This window comes from Allobranchiibius sp. CTAmp26, assembly GCF_017565405.1.
Lineage (GTDB): Bacteria > Actinomycetota > Actinomycetes > Actinomycetales > Dermatophilaceae > Allobranchiibius.
On the sequence record NZ_JAGEKR010000012.1, the window covers coordinates 203,295 to 226,354 of the forward strand.

Genomic DNA, 23,060 nt, shown 5'->3' on the forward strand with positions numbered 1-23,060 from the left:
GACGCGATCAGACCTCGAACGCGCCGTCTTCCAGGCGCTCCTTGACGGTGCCGAGGAAGCGAGCGGCGTCGGCGCCGTCGACGATCCGGTGGTCGTAGGACAACGCGAGGTAGACCATCGAGCGGATCGCGATCGTCTCGCCGCCGTCGGCGTCGCCGATGACCACCGCCCGCTTGACGACCGACCCGGTGCCGAGGATCGCGACCTGCGGCTGGTTGATGATCGGGGTGTCGAAGAGCGCGCCCCGGCTGCCGGTGTTGGTCAGCGTGAAGGTGCCGCCGCCCAGCTCGTCGGGAGTCACCTTGTTGTCGCGGGTACGCGCGGCAAGGTCGCCGATCTTGCGCGCCAGCCCGGCGATGTTCAGGTCGCCGGCGTGCTGGATGACGGGGACGAAGAGTCCCTTCTCCGTGTCGACGGCGATCCCGAGGTTCTCACCGGAGTGGTAGACGATCGTGTCGTCCTCCACGCTGGCGTTGAGGACCGGGTGGGTCTTGAGCGCCTCGACGGCGGCGAGCGCGAAGAACGGCAGGAAGCTGAGCTTGACGCCCTCGCGCTCGGCGAAACCGGCCTTCGCGCGGTCGCGCAGTCGGGCGATCCGGGTGACGTCGACCTCGACGACCGTGGTGAGCTGCGCCGAGACCTGCAGCGACTCGACCATCCGGGTCGCGATGAGGCGGCGCATCCGGGTCATCTTCTCGGTGGTGCCGCGCTTGGCGGACACGTCGATCGACGGAGGCGCCGGCGTGTTCCCGGCCGCAGGTGCCGCCGTCTCCGTCGGTGCCGCAGGTGCCTTCGCGGCCTGGGCAGCCTCCAGCACGTCCTGCTTGCGGATCCGGCCGCCGATCCCGGTGCCCTTGACCGAGGCGAGATCAACGTCGTGCTGGGTCGCGAGCTTGCGGACCAGCGGCGTCACGTACGACGACCCACCGTCGCCGTCCGAGGGCTTCGCCGGCTCGGACTGTTGCAGGGCGGGCGCCTTCGCCGGCTCGGACTTCTCGGCTGCGGGCGCCTCCGCCTTCGGCTCGGGCGCTGCGGCCTTCTGCTCCGGCTCGGGCTCGGACTTCGTGGTCTCCTCGTCCTTGGTGGGAGGCGGCACCGATGCCGCGGCCGGTGCCTCGCTGCTGCCGGAGCTGCCGGCGTCGTTCCCACCGGAGGACGCGCCACCGATGACGGCCAGCTTCGCGCCGACCTCGACGGTCTCGTCCTCCTGCACCAGGATCTTGCTCAGCGTGCCGGCGGCGGGGGAGGGCACCTCCGTGTCGACCTTGTCGGTCGAGACCTCCAGCAGTGGTTCGTCGACCGCGACCTCATCACCCTCGGCCTTCAGCCACCGGGTGATGGTGCCCTCGGTGACCGACTCGCCGAGAGCCGGCATGGTCACCGTCTCGCCCTCGGAATCCGACGCGTCAGACCCGCCCGCGCCATCGGACGGCGCCTGGGCAGGTGGTGCGTCCTCGGTGTTCTTCTCGTCCGGCTCGGCGGCCGCGGAGGGCTCGGCGGTCTCAGCGGGTTGCGCTGCCTCCGCCTCGGCGGGCTGAGCGGCCGCGCCCTCGGACCCGCTGTCCGCGGAGTCGCCACCGGCGCCGTCGCCCACGACGGCCAGGTCGGCGCCGACCTCGACGGTCTCGTCCTCCTGCACCAGGATCTCCTGCAGCGTGCCGGCCACCGGCGAGGGGATCTCGGTGTCGACCTTGTCGGTCGAGACCTCCAGCAGCGGCTCGTCGACGGCGACCTCGTCGCCCACCTGCTTCAGCCACCGGGTCACGGTGCCTTCGGTGACGGATTCTCCGAGTGCAGGCATGGTCACGCGTTCAGACATGGCCGACATTCTCCTTCATGTTCAGGCGGTGTGGTGGGCGGGTCTCAGGAGTGGGCGTGCAACGGTTTCCCGGCGAGCGCGAGGTGTGCTTCGCCGAGCGCTTCGTTCTGGGTGGGGTGGGCGTGCACGAGCGGCGCGACGTCGTCGGGCAGGGCCTCCCAGCCGACGATCAACTGCGCCTCACCGGCCTGCTCGCTCATCCGGGCGCCGATCATGTGCACCCCGACGACCGGGCCGTCGGCGCGGCGTACGAGCTTGACGAACCCCTGGGTCTGCAGGATCTGGCTCTTGCCGTTGCCGCCCAGGTTGTACTCGTACGTCGACACCTCGTCGCCGTACTCCTCGCGGGCGCGCGCCTCCGTCATCCCGACGGCGGTGATCTCCGGCTCGCAGTAGGTGACCCGGGGGATGGTCTGCTCATCCACCGGGGCCGGCGCGAGGCCGGCGATGTCCTCGGCGACGAAGATGCCCTGAGCGAAGCCGCGGTGCGCGAGCTGCAGCCCCGGCACGATGTCGCCGACCGCGTAGACGCCGGCAACGCCGGTGCGGCAGCGCTCGTCGGTGGGGACGAAGCCGCGCTCGAGGGTGACGCCGGCTTCCTCGTACCCCAGACCCTCGGTCACCGGACCGCGGCCGACGGCGACCAGCAGCAGGTCGGCCTCGAGCGTGTCGCCGGACTCGAGGGTGATGGTCACGGCATCCGGACCGTCGGTCGCGGACGCGAACCGGGCGCCGGTGCGCACGGTGATCTTGCGCTTCTTGAACGCCCGCTCCAGCGCCTTGGAGACGGCCTCGTCCTCACCGGCCACGAGCCGGGGCAGCGCCTCGACGACGGTCACCTGGGCACCGAACGACCTGTAGACGGAGGCGAACTCGACTCCGATGACGCCGCCGCCGAGTACGACCACCCGCTCGGGGACATGGTCGAGGGTGAGCGCCTGTGCGCTGGTCGCGATCCGACTGCCGACCTCCAGGCCGGGCAGCAGTCGCGGCTGCGAACCGGTCGCGAGCACCACGTGCCGACCGGTGAGCACCCGGTGGCCGACGGTGACCGTGGTGGGGGAGCTCAACCGACCGGTGCCCTCGACGTACTCCACCTTGTGCGCGGAGACCAGGCCCTGCAGGCCTTTGTAGAGGCGGGAGATCACCCCGTCCTTGTACGAGTGCACCCCCGGCATGTCGATGCCCTCGAGCGAGGCCTTCACCCCGAACTTCGCGCTCTCCCGGGCGGCGTCGGCCACCTCGGCCGCGTGCAGCAGCGCCTTGGTAGGGATGCAGCCCTGGTGCAGGCAGGTGCCGCCGAGCTTGCCCTGCTCCACCAGCGCGACGCTCAGGCCGAGCTCGGTGGCGCGCAACGCGCAGGCGTAGCCGCCGCTGCCGCCTCCCAGCACCACGATGTCGAAGGTGTCGGTCTGGTCGGTCCCGGGGTCCGCGGACGTCATACGGGTCAACGCTCCTTTGCGTCAGTGATGTTCGGGTCGGCAGCTTCTCAGCCGCGGGATGGTGCGGTCAGGCCCGGCCCTCGGCGAGCGTCACCAGGGTGCGCACGGCGTACCCGGTGCCACCGAACGGCGTGTAACCGTAGGGCTTCTCGCTGTACGCAGGTCCGGCGATGTCGAGGTGCGCCCACGGCAACTGGCTCCCGTTCGCGCCGTCGCCGACGAACTCGCGCAGGAAGAGCGCGGCGCTGATGAGGCCACCGGGTCGCCCGCCCGTGTGCTTGATGTCGGCGATCTTGGAGTCGAGGCCGGCGCGCAGGTGCTCCAGCAGCGGCATCGGCCACGCGGCCTCGCCGGCCCGTCCCGCGGCATCGACGATCTCCTCGCGCACGGAGTCCTCGTTGCTGACGACGGCGGCCGTCTGGTCACCGAGCGCCACGACGGCCGCGCCGGTCAGGGTGGCCACGTCGATCGTCAGGTCCGGGGTCAGTCGCGAGGCGAGGCTGAGTCCGTCAGCCATGACGAGGCGGCCCTCGGCGTCGGTGTTGATGATCTCGACGGTCTTGCCGTTGGGCATCCGGACGACGTCGCCGGGGCGCTGCGCGTCCGCACCCGTGAGGTTCTCGGCCAGGCAGAGGTAGCCGGTCACCGCCACGGGCAGCCCGAGGGCGGCGACTGCCTCGATGGTCGCCGCGACGGCGGCCGCCCCGCCCATGTCGCTCTTCATCGTGATCATGCCGTCGGCGGGCTTGATGCACAGGCCGCCGGAGTCGAAGGTGATGCCCTTGCCGACCAGCGCCAGGTGAGTCGCGGCCTTGCGGGGCTTGTAGGTGAGCGTCACCAGACGCGGCGGGCGGGCCGAGCCGCGGCCGACACCGATCAGTCCGCCGCACTCGTCCTTGGCCAGCTGCGCCTCCTCGGCGACCTCGACCTTGACCTTGGTGCCCGAGAAGCGCTCGCGCACCGCCTGGGCGAACGACTCGGGGTAGAGGTCCAGCGGCGGCATGTTGACCAGGTCGCGCGCCCAGTTCTGCGCAGCGGCCACCGTCTGGGCGCGCGCCACGAGAGCCTTCGCGTCCTTACCGGAGGGGCTGGCCGCGTGCACCTTCAGGGAGGCGACCGGCGCCTTGTTCTCTCCGGTCTTGTACGCCGTGTACGCGTACGCCCCGAAGAGACCGCCCTCGACCGTCGCCGTCAGCAGCGCCGAGTCCGCGCCGGGCAGCGCCAGATACGCCGAGACGGTGCCCTTCAGCTTGGTGATCGCGGCCCCGGCCGCGCGGCGTACGGCCTCGGCGTCGGTGGCGGTCGGCTCGTCGGCCAGGCCGGAGCCGGTCGTGACCACCAGGTCACCCGCACCGGGGACGCCGGTGAACTTCAGCACCTCGTCGGCCGCCCCGGTGGCCTGGACCGCGGACAGCAGCGTGTCCAGATGCGCCCAGGCCTCGTCGGTGAGGGCGGGGGTGCGCACGCCGACCGCCCCCTTCGCGCCCTTGCGGGTCAGCACGACCGTCACGTCTGCTCCGTCGGGAGCGGTCTTGGCGGTCAGGGAAACGGTGGTCGTCACGTGTGTCGTCCTCGTCTTCATCGTCGTCGGTGGTGCGGGGGCGGTGAATGCCTCTCGCGACTGTACGCGCGGCCCACAGCTACCGTGACGCCATGACCTCGTTGCCCCCCGACGCCGCCGCCCTGCCCGCCTCCGACGTGCCAGCGCGCACCTCGCCGCTCGACGAACGCCACCGCGCCCTCGGCGCGAAGATGGCCGACTTCGGCGGGTGGCAGATGCCGATCGAGTACGCCGGCGGCGGGGTGCTGCGCGAACACACCGCCGTCCGTGAGCGGGTCGGCATCTTCGACGTCAGCCACCTCGGCAAGGCCTCGGTCCGCGGGCCGGGCGCCGCCGACTTCGTCAACCGGTGCTTCACCAACGACCTGCGCAAGATCGCACCGCCGAAGGCGCAGTACACGATGTGCTGCGACGAGGCGACCGGCGGCGTGGTCGACGACCTGATCCAGTACTTCACCAGCGAGGACGAGGTCTTCCTGGTCCCCAACGCGGCCAACACCGCCGAGGTCGTACGCCGCCTGCAGGCCGCCGCCCCGGACGGCATCGAGGTGCGCGACCAGCACGAGGACTACGGGATCGTGGCGGTGCAGGGTCCGCGCAGCGCCGAGGTGCTGCAGAAGCTCGGACTGCCCACCGACCTGGACTACATGTCCTTCACCAGCGCCGCTACGAGCTGGCAGGGCCGCGACATCATCGTGCTGCGCTCGGGATACACCGGTGAGAAGGGGTTCGAGCTGGTGCCGCGGTGGGCGGACACGCCGGCTCTGTGGGACGCGCTGATGGACGCGATCCACGACCTGGACGGGCTGCCCTGCGGTCTCGGGGCGCGCGACACGCTGCGCACCGAGATGGGTTACCCGCTGCACGGCAACGACCTGTCCATGCGGATCACCCCCAACATGGCGCGCGCCGGCTGGGCCGTGGGCTGGGGCAAGGACCAGTTCTGGGGCAAGGACGTCCTCGCCGAGCAGAAGGCCGAGAAGTCCTGCCGGCTCGCCTGGGGTCTGCTGGCCACGGGTCGCGGAATCCCGCGCGCGCACTGCGCCGTGACCCGTGAGGACGGCACTGTCGTCGGCGAGGTCACGTCCGGCACGATGTCGCCCACCCTGAAGCAGGGGATCGCGCTCGCGCTGCTGGACCGCGGCATCACCGCAGGCGACGAGCTCGTGGTCGACGTACGCGGTCGCGCGCTGCCCGTGACGGTGGTCAAGCCGCCGTTCGTGCAGGTGCAGCCGAGCTGACTCACGCTGACGGCGTTCGCGTCCGTTGACGGTGTTCGAACGCCGTCAACCGTGCCGAACGCCGTCAGGCTGTGGCGCAGGAGTCGTCAGTCGATGCGGACCGAGTCCGACAGGTCCAGCGCGCGGCCGGCCACGATCAGATGGGTGCGCTTGCTGGCCACCGAGACCGCGGCATTGACCTCTTCGAGCACGTCGCGCAGCCGCCGGTTGCGGTCGTCCTCCGGGATCGCCGTCAGGCCGACCTCGCGGCTGAGGGCCACGGAGTCGTACGGCGCGTGCATCCAGAGCGCCCCGAACTCGGCGATCGCCTCGCGCACGGTGGCGAGGCGCGCCTCGTCGCCGGACCAGGCGTCGTGGTGGTCGAGCAGGCCGCTGACCCAGGTCTCGAGGGAGTCCACCAGCACCGGCGTGCGCCCGCGCAGGATGGTGCGGGTCAGGTCGTCGGCCCGCACGGTGGTCCACTCGTCCGGGTACTGGTCGGTCACCGGTTCGCCGGGGAAGACCACCGTGACCGGCGAATCCGCCGGCAGTAACGCTGCGGCGTACCTGCGCGCCGACCGTGCCGTGCCGCCGAGGACCAACGTCGTGCTCATTCGGACAGGGTAGGGGCTCGCGACGCGCCCGGCAGCGGGTTGCAGGTAGCGCCCCCCGACGCCCGCGTGGTTGGGTGACCCGGGCCCACCGCGGTACCAGTCGATGGCCCGCCCGCCCCGAGACACAGAGGTGTACCCAGCGTGACCGAACAGCCCGCCCCACCCGTGCCAGCCCCTTCGCAGCCGGACATCTCCGGGCCGGTGTTCGAGGCCCACGAGGGCGGCAAGTTGGAGTCGGTCCCGACCAAGCCGCTGCGCGACCGCGCGGACCTGGCGCTGCTCTACACCCCCGGCGTCGCCGACGTATGCCGTGCGATCGCGATCGACCCGTCCCTGTCGTTCCGCTTCACCACGCGTCGCAACACGGTCGCCGTCGTCACCGATGGCACAGCGGTGCTGGGCCTCGGTGACATCGGCCCGGTCGCCGCGCTGCCGGTCATGGAGGGCAAGGCGGTGCTCTTCAAGCACTTCGCGGGGGTCGACTCGGTGCCGGTGTGTCTCGAGACGGGGACCGTGGAGGAGATCGTGGAAGCGGTCGCCCGCCTCGCCCCGACGTACGGCGGCATCAATCTGGAGGACATCTCCGCGCCGCGCTGCTTCGCCATCGAGGAGCAGTTGAAGGCACGCCTGGACATCCCGGTCTTCCACGACGACCAGCACGGCACCGCCATCGTCTCGCTCGCGGCGCTGATCAACGCCGCGAAGGTCGTCGGCCGGGAGTTGGAGACGCTGCGGGTGGTGATCTCGGGTGCGGGCGCCGCCGGAGTCGCGATCGCCAACATCCTCCTCCGTCGGGGCGTCGCCGATGTCGTCGTCTGCGACTCGCGTGGTGTGGTGCACTCCGGGCGCACCGATCTGGCGGAGCACAAGGTGCGGGTGGCAGCGACCACCAACCCGCGCGGTGTCACGGGGGTACTCGCGGACGCGATGCTTGGCGCGGACGTCTTCATCGGCGTGTCCGGTGGGAGCGTGCCCGAGGAGATCGTCGCCACGATGTCCTCGGATGCCATCGTCTTCGCCCTCGCCAACCCTGACCCTGAGGTTCACCCTGAGGTTGCTGCTCGCCACGCACGCGTCGTGGCCACGGGGCGCTCGGATTACCCCAACCAGATCAACAACGTGCTGGCATTTCCGGGGCTCTTCCGCGGCGCGCTCGACTCGGGTGCCAGCGGCATCACCGAGGCCATGAAGCTGGCGGCCGCACAGGCGATCGCCGACCTCGTCGAAGCGCCGGTGGCCGACCTCGTCGTGCCCAGCGTCTTCGACGAACGCGTCGCGACCGCGGTCGCCGCCGCGGTCGCTGCGCACGCCTGAGGCGAACCGGGGGAGTGTCGTCCCTCTGCAGGAAAGTGACCGCAGTGCCGACTACCGACCGGCGTACGGCGGGTGTCGCCGCCCGCGCATAGGCTCGCCCGCATGAGCGATGCCTGGACCTGGACGTATGCCGACCGCGACGGTGGGGAGCTGACCGGCACCACGATGGTGACCTCGGCGTTCCCGACGCAGAGCGACGCCGAGTCGTGGCTCGGGCAGAGCTGGCGCGAACTCGCCGACGCCGGCGTCGCGTCGGTGACGCTCCTGGAGAACGGCGAGGTCGTCTACGGGCCGATGAGCCTGTCCGACGAGCTCTAGTCCGGCAACCGGAGCAGAGGGAGCGGCGTCAGCGAGTCTTGACCGCCGCGCCGGCCCGGCCGGGCGCGGGGATGTCGTCCAGCGGGATCCCGCGCGGCACCTGCGGCTTGGGCATCCGGGTGAAGCGCATCTGGAAGGCGCGCATCCCGGCATACCACCACGCGCCCTTCGGCGGCGCCTCGCCGGTCGACTCCACGATCCGCTTCTTCAGGCGGCGCCACATGAACGCCGCGTCGATGACGCTGACCACGGCGATCGCCCACACCACCAGAAGGCCGTTGGTCTTGAGCACGTTGCTGGGCAGCACGACCGAGCCGATCAGGATGATCAGCATCAGCGGCAGCACCACCTCGCCGATCCGCAGACGAGCGTCGACGTAGTTGCGGATGTAGCGCTTGACGGGTCCGCGGTCGCGGGGCATCAGCGCGCTCTCGTCGCCGCGCGCCATGGCCTCGCGCTGCGCGATCCGGGACTTGCGCTGCTCGTCGCGGGACGCCGACTTGGCGACCTTGCGGTCCTCCGGCACCAGGGGCTGGCGGCGGGCGGCCTGCTGGTCGCGGCGCTTCGGGGTGGGTCGACCCTTCTTGCCATCCTTGGTGAGGACCACCCCTTCGCCGGTCTCAGGGGTGCTCGTGGTGGTGACGGGTTCGGACTTGCTGCGGCCTAACACGCTGATGATTCTACGGGCGTCCGGACTACGGTGGCCGCCGTGACTGACGAAGACGCAGCAACCACGCCCTCTGGGTCCGAGACCACCTCGCGACTGCGCACGCGGATCGCCGACCTGATGCCCGGCGTACGCGCCGATCTCGAGTCCCTGACCGCGATCCCCAGCGTGTCGCTCGACTCCTTCGACCAGACCCAGGTCGACCGCAGCGCCGAGGCGGTCGCCGAGCTGCTGCGCGCCGAAGGTCTGAGCGTCGAGATCGTCCGCGAGGGCGGCCGGCCCGCGGTTATCGGACACCTTCCCGCCCCCGACGGCGCGCCGACCGTGCTGCTCTACGCCCACCACGACGTGCAGCCGCCCGGCGATGAGAAGGACTGGGACAGCCCGCCGTTCGAGCCCGTCGAGCGCGGCGGACGGCTCTACGGCCGCGGCGCCGCCGACGACAAGGCCGGCGTCATGGCGCACATCGCCGCGATCCGCGCGCATGACGGTCACCCGCCCGTCGGTGTCACGGTGTTCGTCGAGGGGGAGGAGGAGGTCGGGTCCGACTCGCTTGCCACCATCCTGGAGCGGCACGGTGACCGGCTGCGCGCAGACGCCATCGTGCTGGCCGACTCCACCAACTGGGATATCGGCATTCCAGCGCTCACCACGACCCTGCGCGGGATGATCCGGGTCGTCGTCTCGGTGCGCACCCTCGACCACAGCGTGCACTCGGGCATGTACGGCGGTCCGGTGCCGGACGCGATCACCGCGCTCGTCCGCCTGCTGGCCTCCCTGCACGACGACCAGGGCACGGTGGCCGTCCAGGGCCTGTGCGGAGGCAAGGCCTCCGACCTGGGGTACGACGAGGCGCGGCTGCGTCTGGAGTCCGGCCTCCTCGAGGGCGTGCAGGTCATCGGCTCCGGCGATCTGTTGTCCGATCTGTGGACCCGGCCCGCCATCACCACGATCGGCATCGACGCCCCGTCGGTCGACACGGCGTCGAACACGCTCGCCGCGTCCGCGCGCGCCAAGGTCTCCATGCGCATCGCTCCCGACGAGGACCCGCGGGAGGCCTATCGGCTGCTGCAGGACCACCTGCGCGAGCACACGCCCTGGGGCGCGCAGGTCGAGGTGACCCTGGACGACGAGGGTGCCGGCTTCGCGGCGGAAGCGCGCGGGCCGGTCCAGGACCAGGCGCGGGCGGCGTTCCGCGATGCCTGGGACGGCACCGAGCCGGTCGACATCGGGGTGGGCGGGTCGATCCCGTTCGTCGCGGCGTTCGCCGAGCGCTTCCCGCAGGCGGCGATCCTGGTGACCGGCGTCGAGGATCCCGACACCCGCGCGCACGGAGCGAACGAGAGCCTGCACCTGGGGGAGTTCGAGCGGGTCTGCCGTGCGGAGGCGTTCCTGCTGGAGCGGCTGGGGACAATGGGCGCATGACCGCCTACGTCGAACCCAGCTTCGAACGCGACACCAACTACATCGACGACCGGATCACCCAGGACTCCCCGACGTGGCCGGTCGAGCCCGGGCGCTACCGGCTCGTGGTGAGCCGCGCGTGCCCCTGGGCCAGTCGCCTCACGACGGTACGACGGCTGCTCGGCCTGGAGGACGCCATCTCACTCGGGCTGTGCGGCCCCACCCACGACCAGGACAGTTGGACCTTCGACCTGGACCCGGGCGGGGTGGACCCCGTGCTCAAGATGCCGCGTCTCAAGGACGCGTTCGAGAACCGGCAGCCCGGCTACCCGCGCGGGATCACGGTGCCCGCGCTGGTCGACGTCCCGACCCGCTCGGTGGTCACCAACGACTTCGCCCAGATGGACATCGACCTCATCGAGCAGTGGGGCGCCTTCCACCGGGGCGGCGCACCCGACCTCTACCCGCAGGCGCTGCGGGAGGAGATGGACCCGGTGATGAAGCGGATCTACACCGAGGTCAACAACGGGGTGTACCGCTGCGGTTTCGCCGGTGAGCAGGCGGCGTACGACGCAGCGTACGACCGGCTCTTCACCGCGCTGGACTGGCTGGAGGAACGTCTGACGGGCCGGCGCTACCTCGTCGGCGACCACATCACGCTGGCCGACGTGCGGCTCTTCACGACCCTGGTGCGCTTCGATCCGGTCTACCACGGGCACTTCAAGTGCAACCGGGGCAAGCTGATCGAGTTCCCGGCGCTGTGGGCCTACGCCCGTGATCTGTTCCAGACGCCCGGTTTCGGCGACACCGTCGACTTCGAGCAGATCAAGCGGCACTACTACGTCGTGCACGCCGACATCAACCCCACCGGCATCGTGCCGAAGGGCCCGGACCTGTCCGGTTGGATGGCCGCGCACGGGCGGGAGTCGTTGGGCGGCAGTGCATTCGGCGATGGGACCGCTCCCGGCGCGATCGCCGAGGGCGAGCGGGTGGACCCGGCGCACAACCCGGCCGTGGGCACGGACGGGCTGCTGCACCGCCCGAGCTGACCCGTCGTACGGCGGCCACGTCGCGTCGCCAGGGCGCTGCGGCGCGCCCTCAGAGGCTGATCGCCGCGATGCCCAGGAGGACGATCGCGGCGCCGGCGATGCGGCGTGCGAGATGGCCCTCGTGGAAGAGCCGCCATGCGAGGAGCGAGCCGATCACGATCGAGGATTCACGCAGCGGTGCGACGAGGGCGACGGGCGCGGTCCGCATGGCCGTGAGCACGAGGACGTAGGCGAGCGGGGAGAAGACGGCGACCGTGAGGACCGGCACGACGTTCCTGCGGACGGCGTCGGCGATGTCGCCGCGTCGTCGCAGGGCGCTCGGGGTCAGGATCAGACTCTGCAACAGGAGCGTGCCGGCGTAGTAGCTCACGGGTGCCAGGTTCAGCGACGTGACCGAGAAGCTGTCCCAGAGGGTGTAGGCGGCGATCGTGGCACCCGTGGCGGTGCCCCAGCGCATGCCGTGCGCGGGACGACGTCGCCCACTGCCGAGGGGGTTGCCCGCGACGACGAGGATGCCGCCCACGACACCGAGAGCACCGAGCATCGCGACCCAGCTGGGCCGTTCGCCGAGCAGCAGGACTGCGACGAGCATGGTCAACACGGGCCCGGTGCCGCGGGCGACGGGGTAGACGACGCCGAGTTCGGCGCGGTCGTAGCCGGCCTGGAGGGTGAGGGAGTACGCGACGTGCAAACCGGCCGAGACGATCGAGCCGAGCGCGAGCCGCCCGTCGAGTGGCTGTGCGCCGGTCCACACGAGGGCGATGCCGATGGGGACCCACAGCAGCGCTGACGCGCACGTGTAGGCCCAGACGAAGAGGACGGTGTCGCCGCGTTTGTACTTCGACGCCAGGTTCCAGATCGCATGCGCCACCGCCGCGACGAGGACGATGCCGACGGTGCCGGCGTGCATCAGGAGATGTCGGGGAGGTCGATGCCCGCACGCTCGGCGCGACCGACCCGGTCCGGGTCGCGAAAGGCGAGAGCGGCGGCGAGCGCGTCGAGGACCACGAGCTGGGCGAGCCTGCTTCCCGCCGCCGCCATCTGGGTCGGCAGGGGAGCGCCGCCGACGACGAGGGCGATGTCCGCGAGGGTCGACAGCGGCGTCTTGTACTGATTGGTGATCGCGATGAGCGTGGCGCCCGCGGAGGACGCCGCGTCGGCGACGGCCAGCGTCGACGCCGTGCGTCCGGTCGAGCTGACGGCGATCACGACGTCGTGGACGTCGAGGAGCCGCATCGCGATCATCGCCGACTCGTGGTCCTGGATACCGGCGGTCCGCACGCCGAGCGCCCGCAGGCGGAAGACGGCATCCGCGGCGACCGTCGCGGAGGGACCCGCCCCGAAGGCGATCACCTGCCCGGCTCGGCGTACGGCGGCGACCGCTTCGTCGAGAGCGGCAAGGCTCACAGCGCCGCTCAGCGCGGTGAGAGCGTCGGTCCCAGCGCGGACGGACGTCTCGAGCACAGCGGCGGTCGACGCGTCCTCGGCGAGCGCCTCGGGGGGCGCGAAGAACTCCGTCGTCCCCCGGGCGCGGGCGATCTGGAGCTTGAGCTCGGTGAAACCGTCGAACCCGATCGCCCGGGCGGCGCGCACGACGCTCGGGGCGGATACGCCGGCACGGGCGGCGACCTGCGCCGTGGTGCTCGTGCCGACGAACAGCGGGTCGGACAGGAGGAGCGTCACGACCTTCGCCTCGCTCGCGGCGAGGTCACCGCTGCGGGCGTGCACACTGCCCAGCCATTTGCCCAGCGCGTCGTCGCGCGGTGAAACTCTGTTACCCAGGAGAGGGTTCACGCGTAACAGCGTAACCATCGAACCGCTGTACTGCTCGCTCACCACAGCCGGGTGGGGCATCCTCCCGGGATGAGCAGCGCAGCCGACCTGTGGGACCGGGTCACCGCCGCGGCGCCCCCGCCGTCCCGCGAGGTCGTCGTCGGCACCGCCCTGCTCGCCCTGGTCATCGTCTGCTGGGCGCCGGTCTGGCGGGTCGCGCGCTCCGGGATCACGCTGGCGCACGAGGGGTCACATGCGCTCGCGGCGCTGAGTGTCGGCCGGTCGCTGCACGGCGTCCAGGTGCACCGCGACACCTCGGGGGTGACGGTCTCCCGGGGGCCCGCGCGCGGCGCCGGGGCCATCGCCACCTTCGCGGCCGGTTATCCGGGACCGGCGGTGCTCGGTGCGCTCGGCGCGTGGGTGCTGTCCCGCGGGTACGCGGCGGGCGTGCTCTGGGCGGTGCTGCTCGTGCTCGCGGCCATGACGCTGCAGATCCGCAACTGGTACGGCGCGCTCGTGCTGCTGGCGTGCGCTCTACCGGTCGGCGCGATCACCTGGTGGTGCAGCCCGCCCGTCCAGTCCGGCTTCGCGCACCTGCTGATGTGGTTCCTGCTGCTGGGGTCCCCGCGTACCGTCCTGGACCTGCAACGCAACCGGCGCTACGAGAACGGCCGGTCCGACGCCGACCAGCTCGCGGCCCTCACCCGGATCCCCGCGGCGCTCTGGATCGCGGCCTTCGCGCTCCTCAGCCTCGCCGTCATGGTCCTCGGCGGGGCGCTGCTGCTCGGCAGGGTGGGCTGATCCGGCGCACGGTCCGGGGGAGAATGACGGCGTGCGAGTGCTCGTGACCAGTGACGCGATCGGCGCAGCCACCCCCTCCGAGGTCGTCGACCTCATCCGGGCGGCCTGGCTGCAGCGGTCTCCTGCGGTGACCGTCGATGCCCTCCCACTGTCCCGCGGAGGGCGCGGTTTCGCGGCAGCCACAGCCAGGATCGACGGCGCCCGCGAGGAACCGCTGGCCGTGGACGGCGCGCTCGCGACCGCCGTCCTGCTGCCCGACGGCAGCGCAGTGCTCGAGGCCGCGCAGGCGCAGGCCGGCCGCTCGTCGTACCCGGTCGGCGCCCTCCTGGTCGCCGCATCGGAGCTGCCCGGCGTACGCCGGATCGTCGTCGGTGTGGGCGATCTACGCTGCCTCGACGGCGGGCTGGGCATGCTCCAGGCGATGGCCGGGCGCGACGACGACCCTGCCGAGGCCGAGCTGGGGTGGCTGCGTGAGACGCGGGTGGCGTGGCGGGGCACGCCGATCGTCGTGGCGACGTCGGAGGCGTTGCCCCTGCTGGGATTCCACGGTGCCGCAGCGCACGCCGAGGAGGCACTCGGGCTCAGCCGGCAGGAATCCCAGGAGGCCGAGAACGCGCTGGGGGCCTACCTCGACCGCACCCGCCGCGCGCTGCCTCCGCGTCGCGATCTGCTCACCGGCAAGGACCGGCGGCTGGATCGCGAGCCGGGTGCGGGCTCCGGGGGCGGTGTCGCCTTCGGACTCGGACTCATCGGCGCGCAGTTGCGTCCCGGCGCGCAGGTGAGCGCCGAGCTTGCCGGCTTAGGTAGCGCGGTCGCGGGCACTGACCTGGTGGTGATCGGCGAGGACGTCTTCGACTGGCGCTCGCTGCAGGACACGGTGCTCGCGCACGTCGGTGAGATCGCGGCCGGTCTCGGCAGACCCGTGGTCGTCCTGTCCCGGGAAGCGCATGTCGGACGACGGGAATCCGCATCGCTCGGGGTGAGCGGCGTCTACTCGGCGGTGCCCGCCGGGCGGCTGTCGGCCGACGTACGACGGGAGGACTCGAGCGGCTCGGACGCTCCGAGCGCACCGGACCCGTCCGAGATGGTCGCCCAGCTCGCCGCCCGCGTCGCCGGCACGTGGACGCCGGCCTGACCTCGTCCACTCGTTCGTCTCGGCCCGCTCGGCCCCAGAACGTGTGCTCACCGGGCACGTCCGCTCCCGTTGTGGCCCGCTCGCCCCGAAACGTCCGCTCACGGGACACTCCCGCCTTCGTTTGGGCCCGCTCGGCCCAGAACGTGCGCTCACCGGACACGTGCCCGCGCGTTTGGGCCCGCTCGCCCCCAGAACGCGCGCGCACCGGACACGTCCGCTCTCGTTTGGGCCCGCTCGCCCCCAGAACGCGCGCGCACCGGACACGTCCGCTCTCGTTTGGGCCCGCTCGCCCCCGGACGTGTGAACGGCGAGCGAGCGACTCACCGAGCGGGATCGGATCGGGCCGTCACGGCTGCCGACCACGACGACGTACCCTTGAGGTGGTGATCGCGTACCGCGTCCGGGAACAATTCGCAGGACCGCGCGGTTGCCAGCAACGAACGTTGATCGTGCCGCACTCGGCGCGATCATCCCGCCAGTCCAGTGGAGGATCCATGAGCGTGGACAGCAGCACCACCGTTTCGACGCCGACCACCGAGGCGCCCCAGACCCACGGCGTCGAACTCAGCGAGCTCGCGGCCGGCAAGGTCAGGAGCCTCCTGGAGCAGGAGGGTCGCGACGACCTGCGCCTGCGCGTCGGCGTGCAGCCCGGCGGCTGCTCCGGCCTCATCTACCAGCTCTACTTCGACGAGCGCAGCCTCGACGGTGACCTGGTGCGTGACTTCGACGGTGTCGAGGTCGTGGTGGACCGGATGAGCGCGCCCTACCTCGACGGCGCCAGCATCGACTTCTCTGACACGATCGAGAAGCAGGGCTTCACCATCGACAACCCCAACGCGGGCAGTTCCTGCGCCTGCGGAGACAGCTTCAGCTGATCGTCCGCATCCGCTCGTAACGACCGAGAGGCCCGAACCCGTCACCGGGTTCGGGCCTCTTGCGTTGTCCGACCGCACCTCGGCGCGGTTTCGGCCAGCCGGGTGATGCCGGATAGGTTGCACGCCATGAAGATCGCCATCACCGGCTCCATCGCCACCGACCACCTGATGACCTTCCGTGGCCGGTTCGCCGACTCCCTCGTCCCGGAACAGCTGAACAAGATCTCGCTGTCCTTCCTCGCCGAGGAGTTGCAGATCCGTCGAGGCGGGGTCGCCGCGAACATCGGATTCGGGATGGCGGTCCTGGGCGAGCACCCGTTGCTGGTCGGAGCCGTCGGGGAGGACTTCGCGTCGTACCGGTCCTGGCTGGAGCGCCATGGCGTCGATTGCGAGTCGGTGCGGGTCTCCGAGACCAAGCACACGGCGCGCTTCGTGTGCACCACCGACGACGACCAGGCGCAGATCGCCACGTTCTACGCCGGCGCGATGGGGGAGGCACGGGAGATCGAGCTCGGCCCGGTCGCGGCACGCGTGGGGGGTCTTGACCTGGTGCTGGTCGGCGCCAACGACCCCGAGGGCATGCGCCGGCATTCCGACGAATGCCGTTCGCGCGGAATTCCGTTCGTCGCCGACCCCTCCCAGCAGCTGGCGTTCGCCGACGGCCCGTTCATCCGCGAGCTCATCACCGGCGCCACCTACCTGATGACCAACGAGTACGAGGCGCACCTCACCGAGCAGAAGACCGGCTGGACCAGTGAGCAGATCCTCGAGCACGTCGGCGTACGCGTCATCACCCGCGGCCGCGACGGCGCGCGGATCCTGCGCAAGGGGGCCGACCCGATCGACGTGCCCATCGCCGGCGAGGTCGCGAGCGTGGACCCCACCGGTGTCGGCGACGCCTTCCGCGCCGGATTCCTCTGCGGCCTCGCCTGGGATCTGGACCTGGTCACCTGCGCCCAGATCGGCTCGACCCTCGCGACGTACGTCGTGGAGACGGTCGGCACCCAGGAGTACGTCCTCGGCCGCGCCCACTTCCTCGGACGGCTGGCCGCGGCGTACGGCGACGACGCGGCGGCGACCGTGCAGGCCAGGTTGCGCATCCCGCGCGACTGAGACGACCCAGGACGGCAGGTCGACCCGTGTCGCCGATCGAACCGGCACCGTCGCAGTGGTCGCTGCGGTTCGATCCCGCGCACCCGTCGGACCTGGTGGCGATCGGCGCCGATCTCGAACCCGGCACGTTGCTCGCGGCGTACCGCACGGGCCTGTTCCCGATGGGCACCGGCGCCGAGGGCGGACCGCCGATGGGCTGGTGGTCGCCCGTGGACCGCGGCGTGCTGCTGCCGGGTGAGCACCACGTGTCCCGCTCGCTGCGCCGCTCCCGACGACGTTTCACCACCAGCATCGATCGGGATTTCGACGGCGTGGTGGGCGCCTGCGCGGACCCTGGTCGGGACGGGCGCTGGATCACCCCCTCGGTGGTCGGGGCCTACCGCCGCATGTACGAGCTCGGCTGGGCGCACTCCGTCGAGGTGTGGGACGAGGACGGCACGTTGGCCGGCGGTCTGTACGGCGTAGCGATCGGTGCGTTCTTCGCGGGGGAGTCGATGTTCCACCACGTGACCGACGCCGGGAAGGTCGCCGTGTGGGTGCTGGCCGAGCAGGTGCTGGCCGCGGGTGCGCCGGGGCTGATCGATGTGCAGTGGCACACCGATCACCTGGGCACGCTCGGGGTCCGGGAGATCGACCGTCGCAGCTATCTGCGACTGCTGGACCGGGCGGTCACCGGGACCTTGCCGTCCGCGTTCGCAGGGACCGTTTCGCGCTGAATCACCGGGGCAGACGTCACGGCACCGACACGGTCAGCGCCCACCCGGCGTACCGGGAGCATGCAACGGGCGGCCCGGTGCCTTCCAGGGCTCCCCGGACGCGGGTGCCGCCCTGCCTCAACGTGTGGGCCTGGGATAAGGTTTCGTCGTGTCCGGAACCCGTGAAAACCAGTCCGGCGGGACCTCGCGCCGACCCGTGAAGCCGCCCCGGTCGTTGCGCCGTCGGCTGGGATACGTCGCAGTGGTGGCGCTCAGCGCGACCGCCCTGTCCGGCTGCACCGCGCAGCAGCGCCGCGGCTTCCTCCCGCACGGCATCACCAAGGTGTCCCCGGGCATCACCGACTTCTGGGTCGCGTCGTGGCTGTGGGCCCTCGGCGTCGGTGTGCTCGTCTGGGGTCTGATCATCTACAGCGCGGTCCGCTACCGCCGTAAGAAGACCGACACCGGGCTGCCCCCGCAGCTGGCCTACAACGTGCCGATCGAGATCCTCTACACCGTCGTCCCGGTGATCATGGTGGCCGTGCTCTTCGGCAAGACCGTCGAGCTGGAGAACAAGATGCTCGACACCTCCGGCACCCCGCAGAACACCGTGAACGTCATCGGCAAGCAGTGGTCCTGGGACTTCAACTACGTCAACGACAAGACGTACGACACCGGCGAGCAGGCCGTGCTGAACGGCAAGCCCGGCGCCGAGAAGACCATCCCGACGCTGTACCTGCCGGTCAACAAGCGCACCGAGTTCATCCTCACCTCCCGTGACGTGATCCACGACTTCTGGGTGATCGCGTTCCTGCAGAAGATGGACATGATCCCGGGCAAGGTCAACAAGTTCGATGTCACGCCGACCCAGATCGGTACCTACCGCGGCAAGTGCGCGGAATTGTGCGGCGCCTACCACTCCCAGATGTTGTTCAACGTCAAGGTGGTGAACGCCGCCGACTACGCCAAGCAGATGCAGCGACTGCGCGCGGCCGGTCAGTCCGGCTTCCTGTCCAACGCGCTCAACCGGTCCGGTTTTGAGAACGGTCAGCAGCAGTACCTGCCGTCCGGCCTCAACTCCTCGGACGTCGTCAACGTTGGGAGCAAGTGATGGCGAGCACCACGGCAGATCGGACCCGGGGCGCAGGTGACTTCCGCGAGACGGCCGCACCGACCCGCGAGCGTCAGCTCGGTCGCACCATCGTCAAGTGGATCACCGCGACCGATCACAAGGTCATCGGCCACCTGTACTTCATCACCTCCTTCGCCTGGTTCCTGATCGGCGGCCTGCTGGCCCTGCTCATCCGCGCGGAGCTGTGGGCGCCGGGGCTGCAGATCGTGGACAACCCCGAGCAGTACAACCAGCTGTTCACCATGCACGGCACGATCATGCTGCTGCTGTTCGCGACGCCGCTCTTCGCGGGTTTCGCGAACGCGCTGATGCCGTTGCAGATCGGCTCGCCGGACGTGGCGTTCCCCCGGCTGAACATGTTCGCCTACTGGCTCTACCTCTTCGGTGGCCTCATCGCCGCCGGTGGCTTCCTCACCCCGCAGGGCGCCGCGGCGTTCGGCTGGTTCGCCTACGCGCCGCTGTCCAACTCGGTCTACAGCCCGGGTGTCGGTGGCAACCTGTGGGTCTTCGGCCTGGCCCTCGCCGGGTTCGGCACGATCCTCGGGTCGGTCAACTTCATCACCACGATCGTGTGCATGCGCGCTCCCGGTATGACGATGTTCCGGATGCCGATGTTCGTCTGGACCGTCCTCATCACCTCGATCCTGGTGATCGTGGTCTTCCCGGTGCTGGCCGCCGCGCTGTTCGCGCTGGGCGCCGACCGGGTGATGGGTGCGCACGTCTTCGACTCCCAGAACGCCGGAGCGATGCTCTGGGAGCACATGTTCTGGTTCTTCGGGCACCCCGAGGTCTACATCATCGCGTTGCCGTTCTTCGGGATCATCTCCGAGGTGCTGCCGGTGTTCTCCCGCAAGCCGCTCTTCGGTTACAAGACGCTGGTCTTCGCGACCATCGCCATCGCGGCCCTGTCGGTGAGCGTGTGGGCGCACCACATGTACGCGACCGGTCAGGTGCTGCTGCCGTTCTTCGCGGTGATGACGATGCTCATCGCCGTGCCGACCGGAGTGAAGTTCTTCAACTGGATCGGCACCATGTGGGGCGGCTCGATCACCTTCGAGACACCCATGCTCTGGGCGATCGGCTTCCTGGTCACCTTCCTCTTCGGCGGCCTGACCGGCGTCATCCTGGCCAGTCCTGCCCTCGACCTGAACCTGTCGGACTCCTACTTCGTGGTCGCGCACTTCCACTATGTGGTGTTCGGCACCGTCGTGTTCGCGATGTTCGCCGGGTGGTACTTCTGGTGGCCCAAGCTGACCGGCCGGATGCTCGACGAACGCCTCGGCAAGCTGCACTTCTGGCTGCTGTTCATCGGCTTCCACACGACGTTCCTCATCCAGCACTGGCTGGGTGTGGAGGGCATGCCCCGGCGCTACGCCGACTACCTGCCGGAGGACGGCTTCCAGTGGATGAACGACGTGTCCACCGTCGGCTCGTTCATCCTCGGCGTCTCGATGCTGCCGTTCATCTACAACGTCTACAAGACCTGGCGCACGGCGCCGCTGGTCGAGACCGACGACCCGTGGGGGTACGGCGCGTCACTGGAGTGGGCGACCTCGTGCCCGCCGCCGCGGCACAACTTCGACTCCATCCCGCGGATCCGCTCCGAGCGCCCGGCGTTCGATCTGCACCACCCGGAGGTCGCGGCGACGTCGGTCGCGCCTGCTCCCGACGCGTTGTCCAAGCTGATGGGCCCTAGTGACCGCGGGTCGCAGACCATGGGCGGCGAACGGAAGGCTGACCGATGAAGGTCGAGTACAAGCTGTTCAGCATCCTGTTCAGCTTCTCCGCTGTGATGGGCGTGATCTACGGGTTCTTCACCCACTGGCACGAGCCGGTCGGCGTGGTGGGTCTTTTCCTGACCGCCGGACTCTGCCTGATGATCGCGTTCTTCCTGTGGTTCACCGGCCGCAAGATCGACCTGCGCCCGGACGACAACCCCGACGCCTTGATCAGCGATGTCGAGGGCGACTTCGGCTTCTTCAGCCCGCACTCGTGGTGGCCGCTCTTCCTCGGCCTCTCCGGCGCGATCGTCTTCCTCGGGTTAGCGGTCGGTTGGTGGATGGTCATCATCGGGATACCGCTGCTGGCCCTGTCCGCCATCGGCTGGGTGTTCGAGTACTTCCGGGGTGAAGAGGCGATCTGATCGCCCTCCCGCAGCTGCAGGACGCCGGCGCCGCAGCGGCGTGGGCACTTCGATGATCTGAGACGGCCGTGACCCAGACAACCCGTATCACCCTGCAGGCTCGCCCGAAGGGTGAGCCCATCGACAGCGACTTCCGCGTCGAGCAGGCCGAGCTGGATCAGCCCGGGCAGGATCAGGTGTTGCTGGAGACGCTCTACCTCTCGCTCGATCCCTACATGCGCGGCCGGATGAGCGACGCACCGTCGTACGCCGCTCCGGTGCAGATCGGCCAGACGATGGTCGGGGCCACCGTGTCCCGGGTGCTGCAGGCCCCAGGTGGACAATTCGCGCCGGGCGACGTGGTGCTGGGGTACGGCGGGTGGCAGAGCCACTCCGTCGAGCCGGTCTCCTACCTGCAGAAGGTCGACACCGGCACCGCACCCGTCAGCACGGCACTCGGCGTCCTCGGGATGCCCGGGTTCACCGCGTACGCAGGCCTGCTGCAGATCGGTAGGCCGCAGTCTGGCGAGACCGTCGTGGTGGCCGCGGCCAGTGGCCCGGTGGGAAGCGCGGTCGGACAGATCGCGAAGCTGCGCGGCGCCCGTGCGGTGGCCATCGCCGGTGGCCAGGCGAAGGTCGACTACTGCCGCGAGATCGGCTTCGACGCCGCCGTCGACCACCGGTCCGAGAGCTTCCGCGACGATCTGGCGGCAGCGACGCCGGACGGCGTCGACGTCTACTTCGAGAACGTCGGCGGTGCGGTCTGGGACGCGGTGCTGCCCCGTCTCAACACGTACGCGCGGGTGCCGGTCTGCGGCCTGGTGTCGGTCTACAACGCGACCTCACTGCCGGAGGGTCCGGACCGCTCGGGGGTGCTGATGGGCACGATCCTGCGCAAGAGCCTGAACGTGCGCGGGTTCATCCAGACCGAGTTCGTCGCGGACCACTTCGCCGACTTCCAGCGCGAGATGTCCGGCTGGGTCTCCTCGGGCCAGGTGCAGTACCGCGAGGACGTCGTCGAGGGGCTGGACCACACCGTGGAGGCGTTCCGCGGGCTGCTCGCCGGTCGCAACTTCGGCAAGCTCGTCGTGAAGGTGGCCGAGTAGTCCGAGCGGCCTACCCGGCCGGTGCGGTTGTCAGCAAATTACTGACGCCCGCATCACCATCGTGCTGACCATGACTCGGGGTCGGCGCTGAAGTATCCGTCGCGCAGCACCGGCACTGCCTGCAGGGTGTGGAGCTCGGCAGCGATCCGCACATCCTGGCCGTAGCCGCGGTGGGTCAGTTCACGCCCGCTGGCGCACTCCCGCAACGCGCCCAGCAGGTCGTCCTCGACTGCCCGATACGCGGCCACGGCCATCCGCGCCTCGAGGGACAGGTCCACCGGCTGCAGGTCGAGCGCCGCGATGATTGCGCCTGCACCCCACAGGTCCTCGTACGCCGGCCGCAGCGAGTCGTCGGGCCAGCGTTCGCCCGCAGGCACCACCAGGACGGTGGCTCCCGGGTCGGTTGCACGGCGGGCACGGAGCCACTCGCCGACCGCGTCGGCATTGAGCAGGCAGCCGGCGACCACCTGGACGCCGGCGTCGGCGAGCAGGGTCGCGACGGTGGACCCGTTGGGGGAGGGGAGCAGCAGGTCGGGGACCGTCGCCGCTGTCACCACGGATCCGGGGGACAGCCCGACCGTCTCCGGACCTCCCTGCTCTCGGTCCCGCCCTGCGGCCAACTGCACCCCGAGCTCGTCTGCCCGACGGCGGGCGCCATCACCTGCCCAGCGGTACGGGTGGACGCGCGCACCCCGCGACGTCGCCAACGTCACGGTCGTGGTGAAACTGAGGACGTCGACGACGACCGCGACGGTGCGGGGTACCGACGGTGCGGGCGTGCCCTTCCCCGCGCGGTCCACGAGCCGGGCGGCCATCGGCCCCCACTCACACCGCACCACAGACGACTGCTGCCGATGTGCGTGGAGCACATCGGCAGCAGTCATGTCTCGCGAGACTATC

Annotated in this window: 22 protein-coding genes; 14 read left to right on the plus strand and 8 right to left on the minus strand. The window is 70.5% G+C overall.

Annotated elements, in window-relative coordinates:
- Positions 1-7: 7 nt before the first annotated feature.
- The 3 genes from sucB to J4030_RS09210 all read right to left on the minus strand — a co-directional run bounded on the left by sucB (position 8) and on the right by J4030_RS09210 (position 4,822).
- On the minus strand, positions 8-1,819 hold the full coding sequence (gene sucB / locus J4030_RS09200; RefSeq protein ID WP_208048922.1) for a 2-oxoglutarate dehydrogenase, E2 component, dihydrolipoamide succinyltransferase: 1,812 nt from the start codon (positions 1,817-1,819) through the stop codon (positions 8-10).
- 44 nt (positions 1,820-1,863) lie between these two features.
- Positions 1,864-3,261, minus strand: a complete 1,398-nt coding sequence (gene lpdA, locus J4030_RS09205) for a dihydrolipoyl dehydrogenase (RefSeq protein WP_208048923.1) — start codon at positions 3,259-3,261, stop codon at positions 1,864-1,866.
- 67 nt (positions 3,262-3,328) lie between these two features.
- On the minus strand, positions 3,329-4,822 hold the full coding sequence (locus J4030_RS09210; RefSeq protein WP_307864627.1) for a leucyl aminopeptidase: 1,494 nt from the start codon (positions 4,820-4,822) through the stop codon (positions 3,329-3,331).
- 92 nt (positions 4,823-4,914) lie between these two features.
- Between J4030_RS09210 and gcvT the strand changes: the two genes are divergently transcribed.
- A complete protein-coding gene (gcvT, locus tag J4030_RS09215) occupies positions 4,915-6,063 on the plus strand; it encodes a glycine cleavage system aminomethyltransferase GcvT (protein ID WP_208048925.1) in 1,149 nt (382 codons plus the stop codon).
- An 86-nt stretch (positions 6,064-6,149) separates the two neighbouring features.
- Here the strand turns inward: gcvT and J4030_RS09220 are convergent, their stop codons facing one another.
- A complete protein-coding gene (locus J4030_RS09220) occupies positions 6,150-6,656 on the minus strand; it encodes a bifunctional adenosylcobinamide kinase/adenosylcobinamide-phosphate guanylyltransferase (protein WP_208048926.1) in 507 nt (168 codons plus the stop codon).
- A 141-nt stretch (positions 6,657-6,797) separates the two neighbouring features.
- Between J4030_RS09220 and J4030_RS09225 the strand changes: the two genes are divergently transcribed.
- Both J4030_RS09225 and J4030_RS09230 read left to right on the plus strand, forming a co-directional pair.
- Positions 6,798-7,970, plus strand: coding sequence for an NADP-dependent malic enzyme (locus J4030_RS09225; protein ID WP_307864628.1), 1,173 nt, complete (start codon positions 6,798-6,800; stop codon positions 7,968-7,970).
- A 102-nt stretch (positions 7,971-8,072) separates the two neighbouring features.
- Entirely contained in the window at positions 8,073-8,288 is a 216-nt protein-coding gene (locus J4030_RS09230) for a hypothetical protein (RefSeq protein WP_208048927.1), read from the plus strand.
- Positions 8,289-8,316: 28 nt separating this feature from the next.
- Here the strand turns inward: J4030_RS09230 and J4030_RS09235 are convergent, their stop codons facing one another.
- A complete protein-coding gene (locus J4030_RS09235) occupies positions 8,317-8,958 on the minus strand; it encodes a DUF3043 domain-containing protein (protein ID WP_307864629.1) in 642 nt (213 codons plus the stop codon).
- 39 nt (positions 8,959-8,997) lie between these two features.
- Between J4030_RS09235 and J4030_RS09240 the strand changes: the two genes are divergently transcribed.
- Both J4030_RS09240 and J4030_RS09245 read left to right on the plus strand, forming a co-directional pair.
- Complete coding sequence (locus J4030_RS09240; RefSeq protein ID WP_374221988.1) at positions 8,998-10,380, plus strand: dipeptidase; 1,383 nt, start codon at positions 8,998-9,000, stop codon at positions 10,378-10,380.
- Positions 10,377-11,408, plus strand: a complete 1,032-nt coding sequence (locus J4030_RS09245; protein ID WP_208048929.1) for a glutathione S-transferase family protein — start codon at positions 10,377-10,379, stop codon at positions 11,406-11,408. The genes J4030_RS09240 and J4030_RS09245 overlap by 4 nt, the downstream gene beginning before the upstream one ends.
- Before the next feature lie 49 nt (positions 11,409-11,457).
- On the opposite strand, the gene J4030_RS09250 is transcribed toward J4030_RS09245, so the two are convergent.
- On the minus strand, positions 11,458-12,318 hold the full coding sequence (locus J4030_RS09250) for a DMT family transporter (RefSeq protein ID WP_208048930.1): 861 nt from the start codon (positions 12,316-12,318) through the stop codon (positions 11,458-11,460).
- Positions 12,318-13,202: a MurR/RpiR family transcriptional regulator gene (locus tag J4030_RS09255; RefSeq protein ID WP_208048931.1), complete on the minus strand. Its 885-nt coding sequence runs from the start codon at positions 13,200-13,202 to the stop codon at positions 12,318-12,320. The genes J4030_RS09250 and J4030_RS09255 overlap by 1 nt, the downstream gene beginning before the upstream one ends.
- A gap of 69 nt (positions 13,203-13,271) precedes the next feature.
- Between J4030_RS09255 and J4030_RS09260 the strand changes: the two genes are divergently transcribed.
- The 9 genes from J4030_RS09260 (at position 13,272) to J4030_RS09300 (ending at position 22,160) form a co-directional block, all read left to right on the plus strand.
- Entirely contained in the window at positions 13,272-13,982 is a 711-nt protein-coding gene (locus tag J4030_RS09260; protein WP_208048932.1) for a M50 family metallopeptidase, read from the plus strand.
- A 31-nt stretch (positions 13,983-14,013) separates the two neighbouring features.
- Positions 14,014-15,117, plus strand: a complete 1,104-nt coding sequence (locus tag J4030_RS09265) for a glycerate kinase (protein WP_208048933.1) — start codon at positions 14,014-14,016, stop codon at positions 15,115-15,117.
- A 494-nt stretch (positions 15,118-15,611) separates the two neighbouring features.
- The gene (locus tag J4030_RS09270; protein ID WP_208048934.1) at positions 15,612-15,992 is read left to right on the plus strand and encodes an iron-sulfur cluster assembly accessory protein; all 381 of its coding nucleotides are present in this window, start codon (positions 15,612-15,614) and stop codon (positions 15,990-15,992) included.
- Between the two features lie 126 nt (positions 15,993-16,118).
- A complete protein-coding gene (locus J4030_RS09275) occupies positions 16,119-17,105 on the plus strand; it encodes a carbohydrate kinase family protein (protein WP_208048935.1) in 987 nt (328 codons plus the stop codon).
- Between the two features lie 26 nt (positions 17,106-17,131).
- On the plus strand, positions 17,132-17,821 hold the full coding sequence (aat, locus tag J4030_RS09280) for a leucyl/phenylalanyl-tRNA--protein transferase (RefSeq protein WP_307864630.1): 690 nt from the start codon (positions 17,132-17,134) through the stop codon (positions 17,819-17,821).
- Positions 17,822-17,969: 148 nt separating this feature from the next.
- Positions 17,970-18,911: a cytochrome c oxidase subunit II gene (gene coxB / locus J4030_RS09285; protein ID WP_307864631.1), complete on the plus strand. Its 942-nt coding sequence runs from the start codon at positions 17,970-17,972 to the stop codon at positions 18,909-18,911.
- Positions 18,911-20,677 (plus strand): cytochrome c oxidase subunit I, encoded by a 1,767-nt coding sequence (gene ctaD, locus J4030_RS09290; protein WP_208048936.1) that lies wholly within the window; start codon positions 18,911-18,913, stop codon positions 20,675-20,677. Before coxB ends, ctaD begins: the two co-directional genes overlap by 1 nt.
- The gene (locus tag J4030_RS09295; protein WP_208048937.1) at positions 20,674-21,075 is read left to right on the plus strand and encodes a cytochrome c oxidase subunit 4; all 402 of its coding nucleotides are present in this window, start codon (positions 20,674-20,676) and stop codon (positions 21,073-21,075) included. Before ctaD ends, J4030_RS09295 begins: the two co-directional genes overlap by 4 nt.
- Positions 21,076-21,143: 68 nt before the next feature.
- Complete coding sequence (locus tag J4030_RS09300; RefSeq protein ID WP_208048938.1) at positions 21,144-22,160, plus strand: NADP-dependent oxidoreductase; 1,017 nt, start codon at positions 21,144-21,146, stop codon at positions 22,158-22,160.
- A gap of 53 nt (positions 22,161-22,213) precedes the next feature.
- On the opposite strand, the gene J4030_RS09305 is transcribed toward J4030_RS09300, so the two are convergent.
- Complete coding sequence (locus tag J4030_RS09305; RefSeq protein ID WP_208048939.1) at positions 22,214-23,044, minus strand: 2-phosphosulfolactate phosphatase; 831 nt, start codon at positions 23,042-23,044, stop codon at positions 22,214-22,216.
- Between the last annotated feature and the right edge of the window lie 16 nt (positions 23,045-23,060).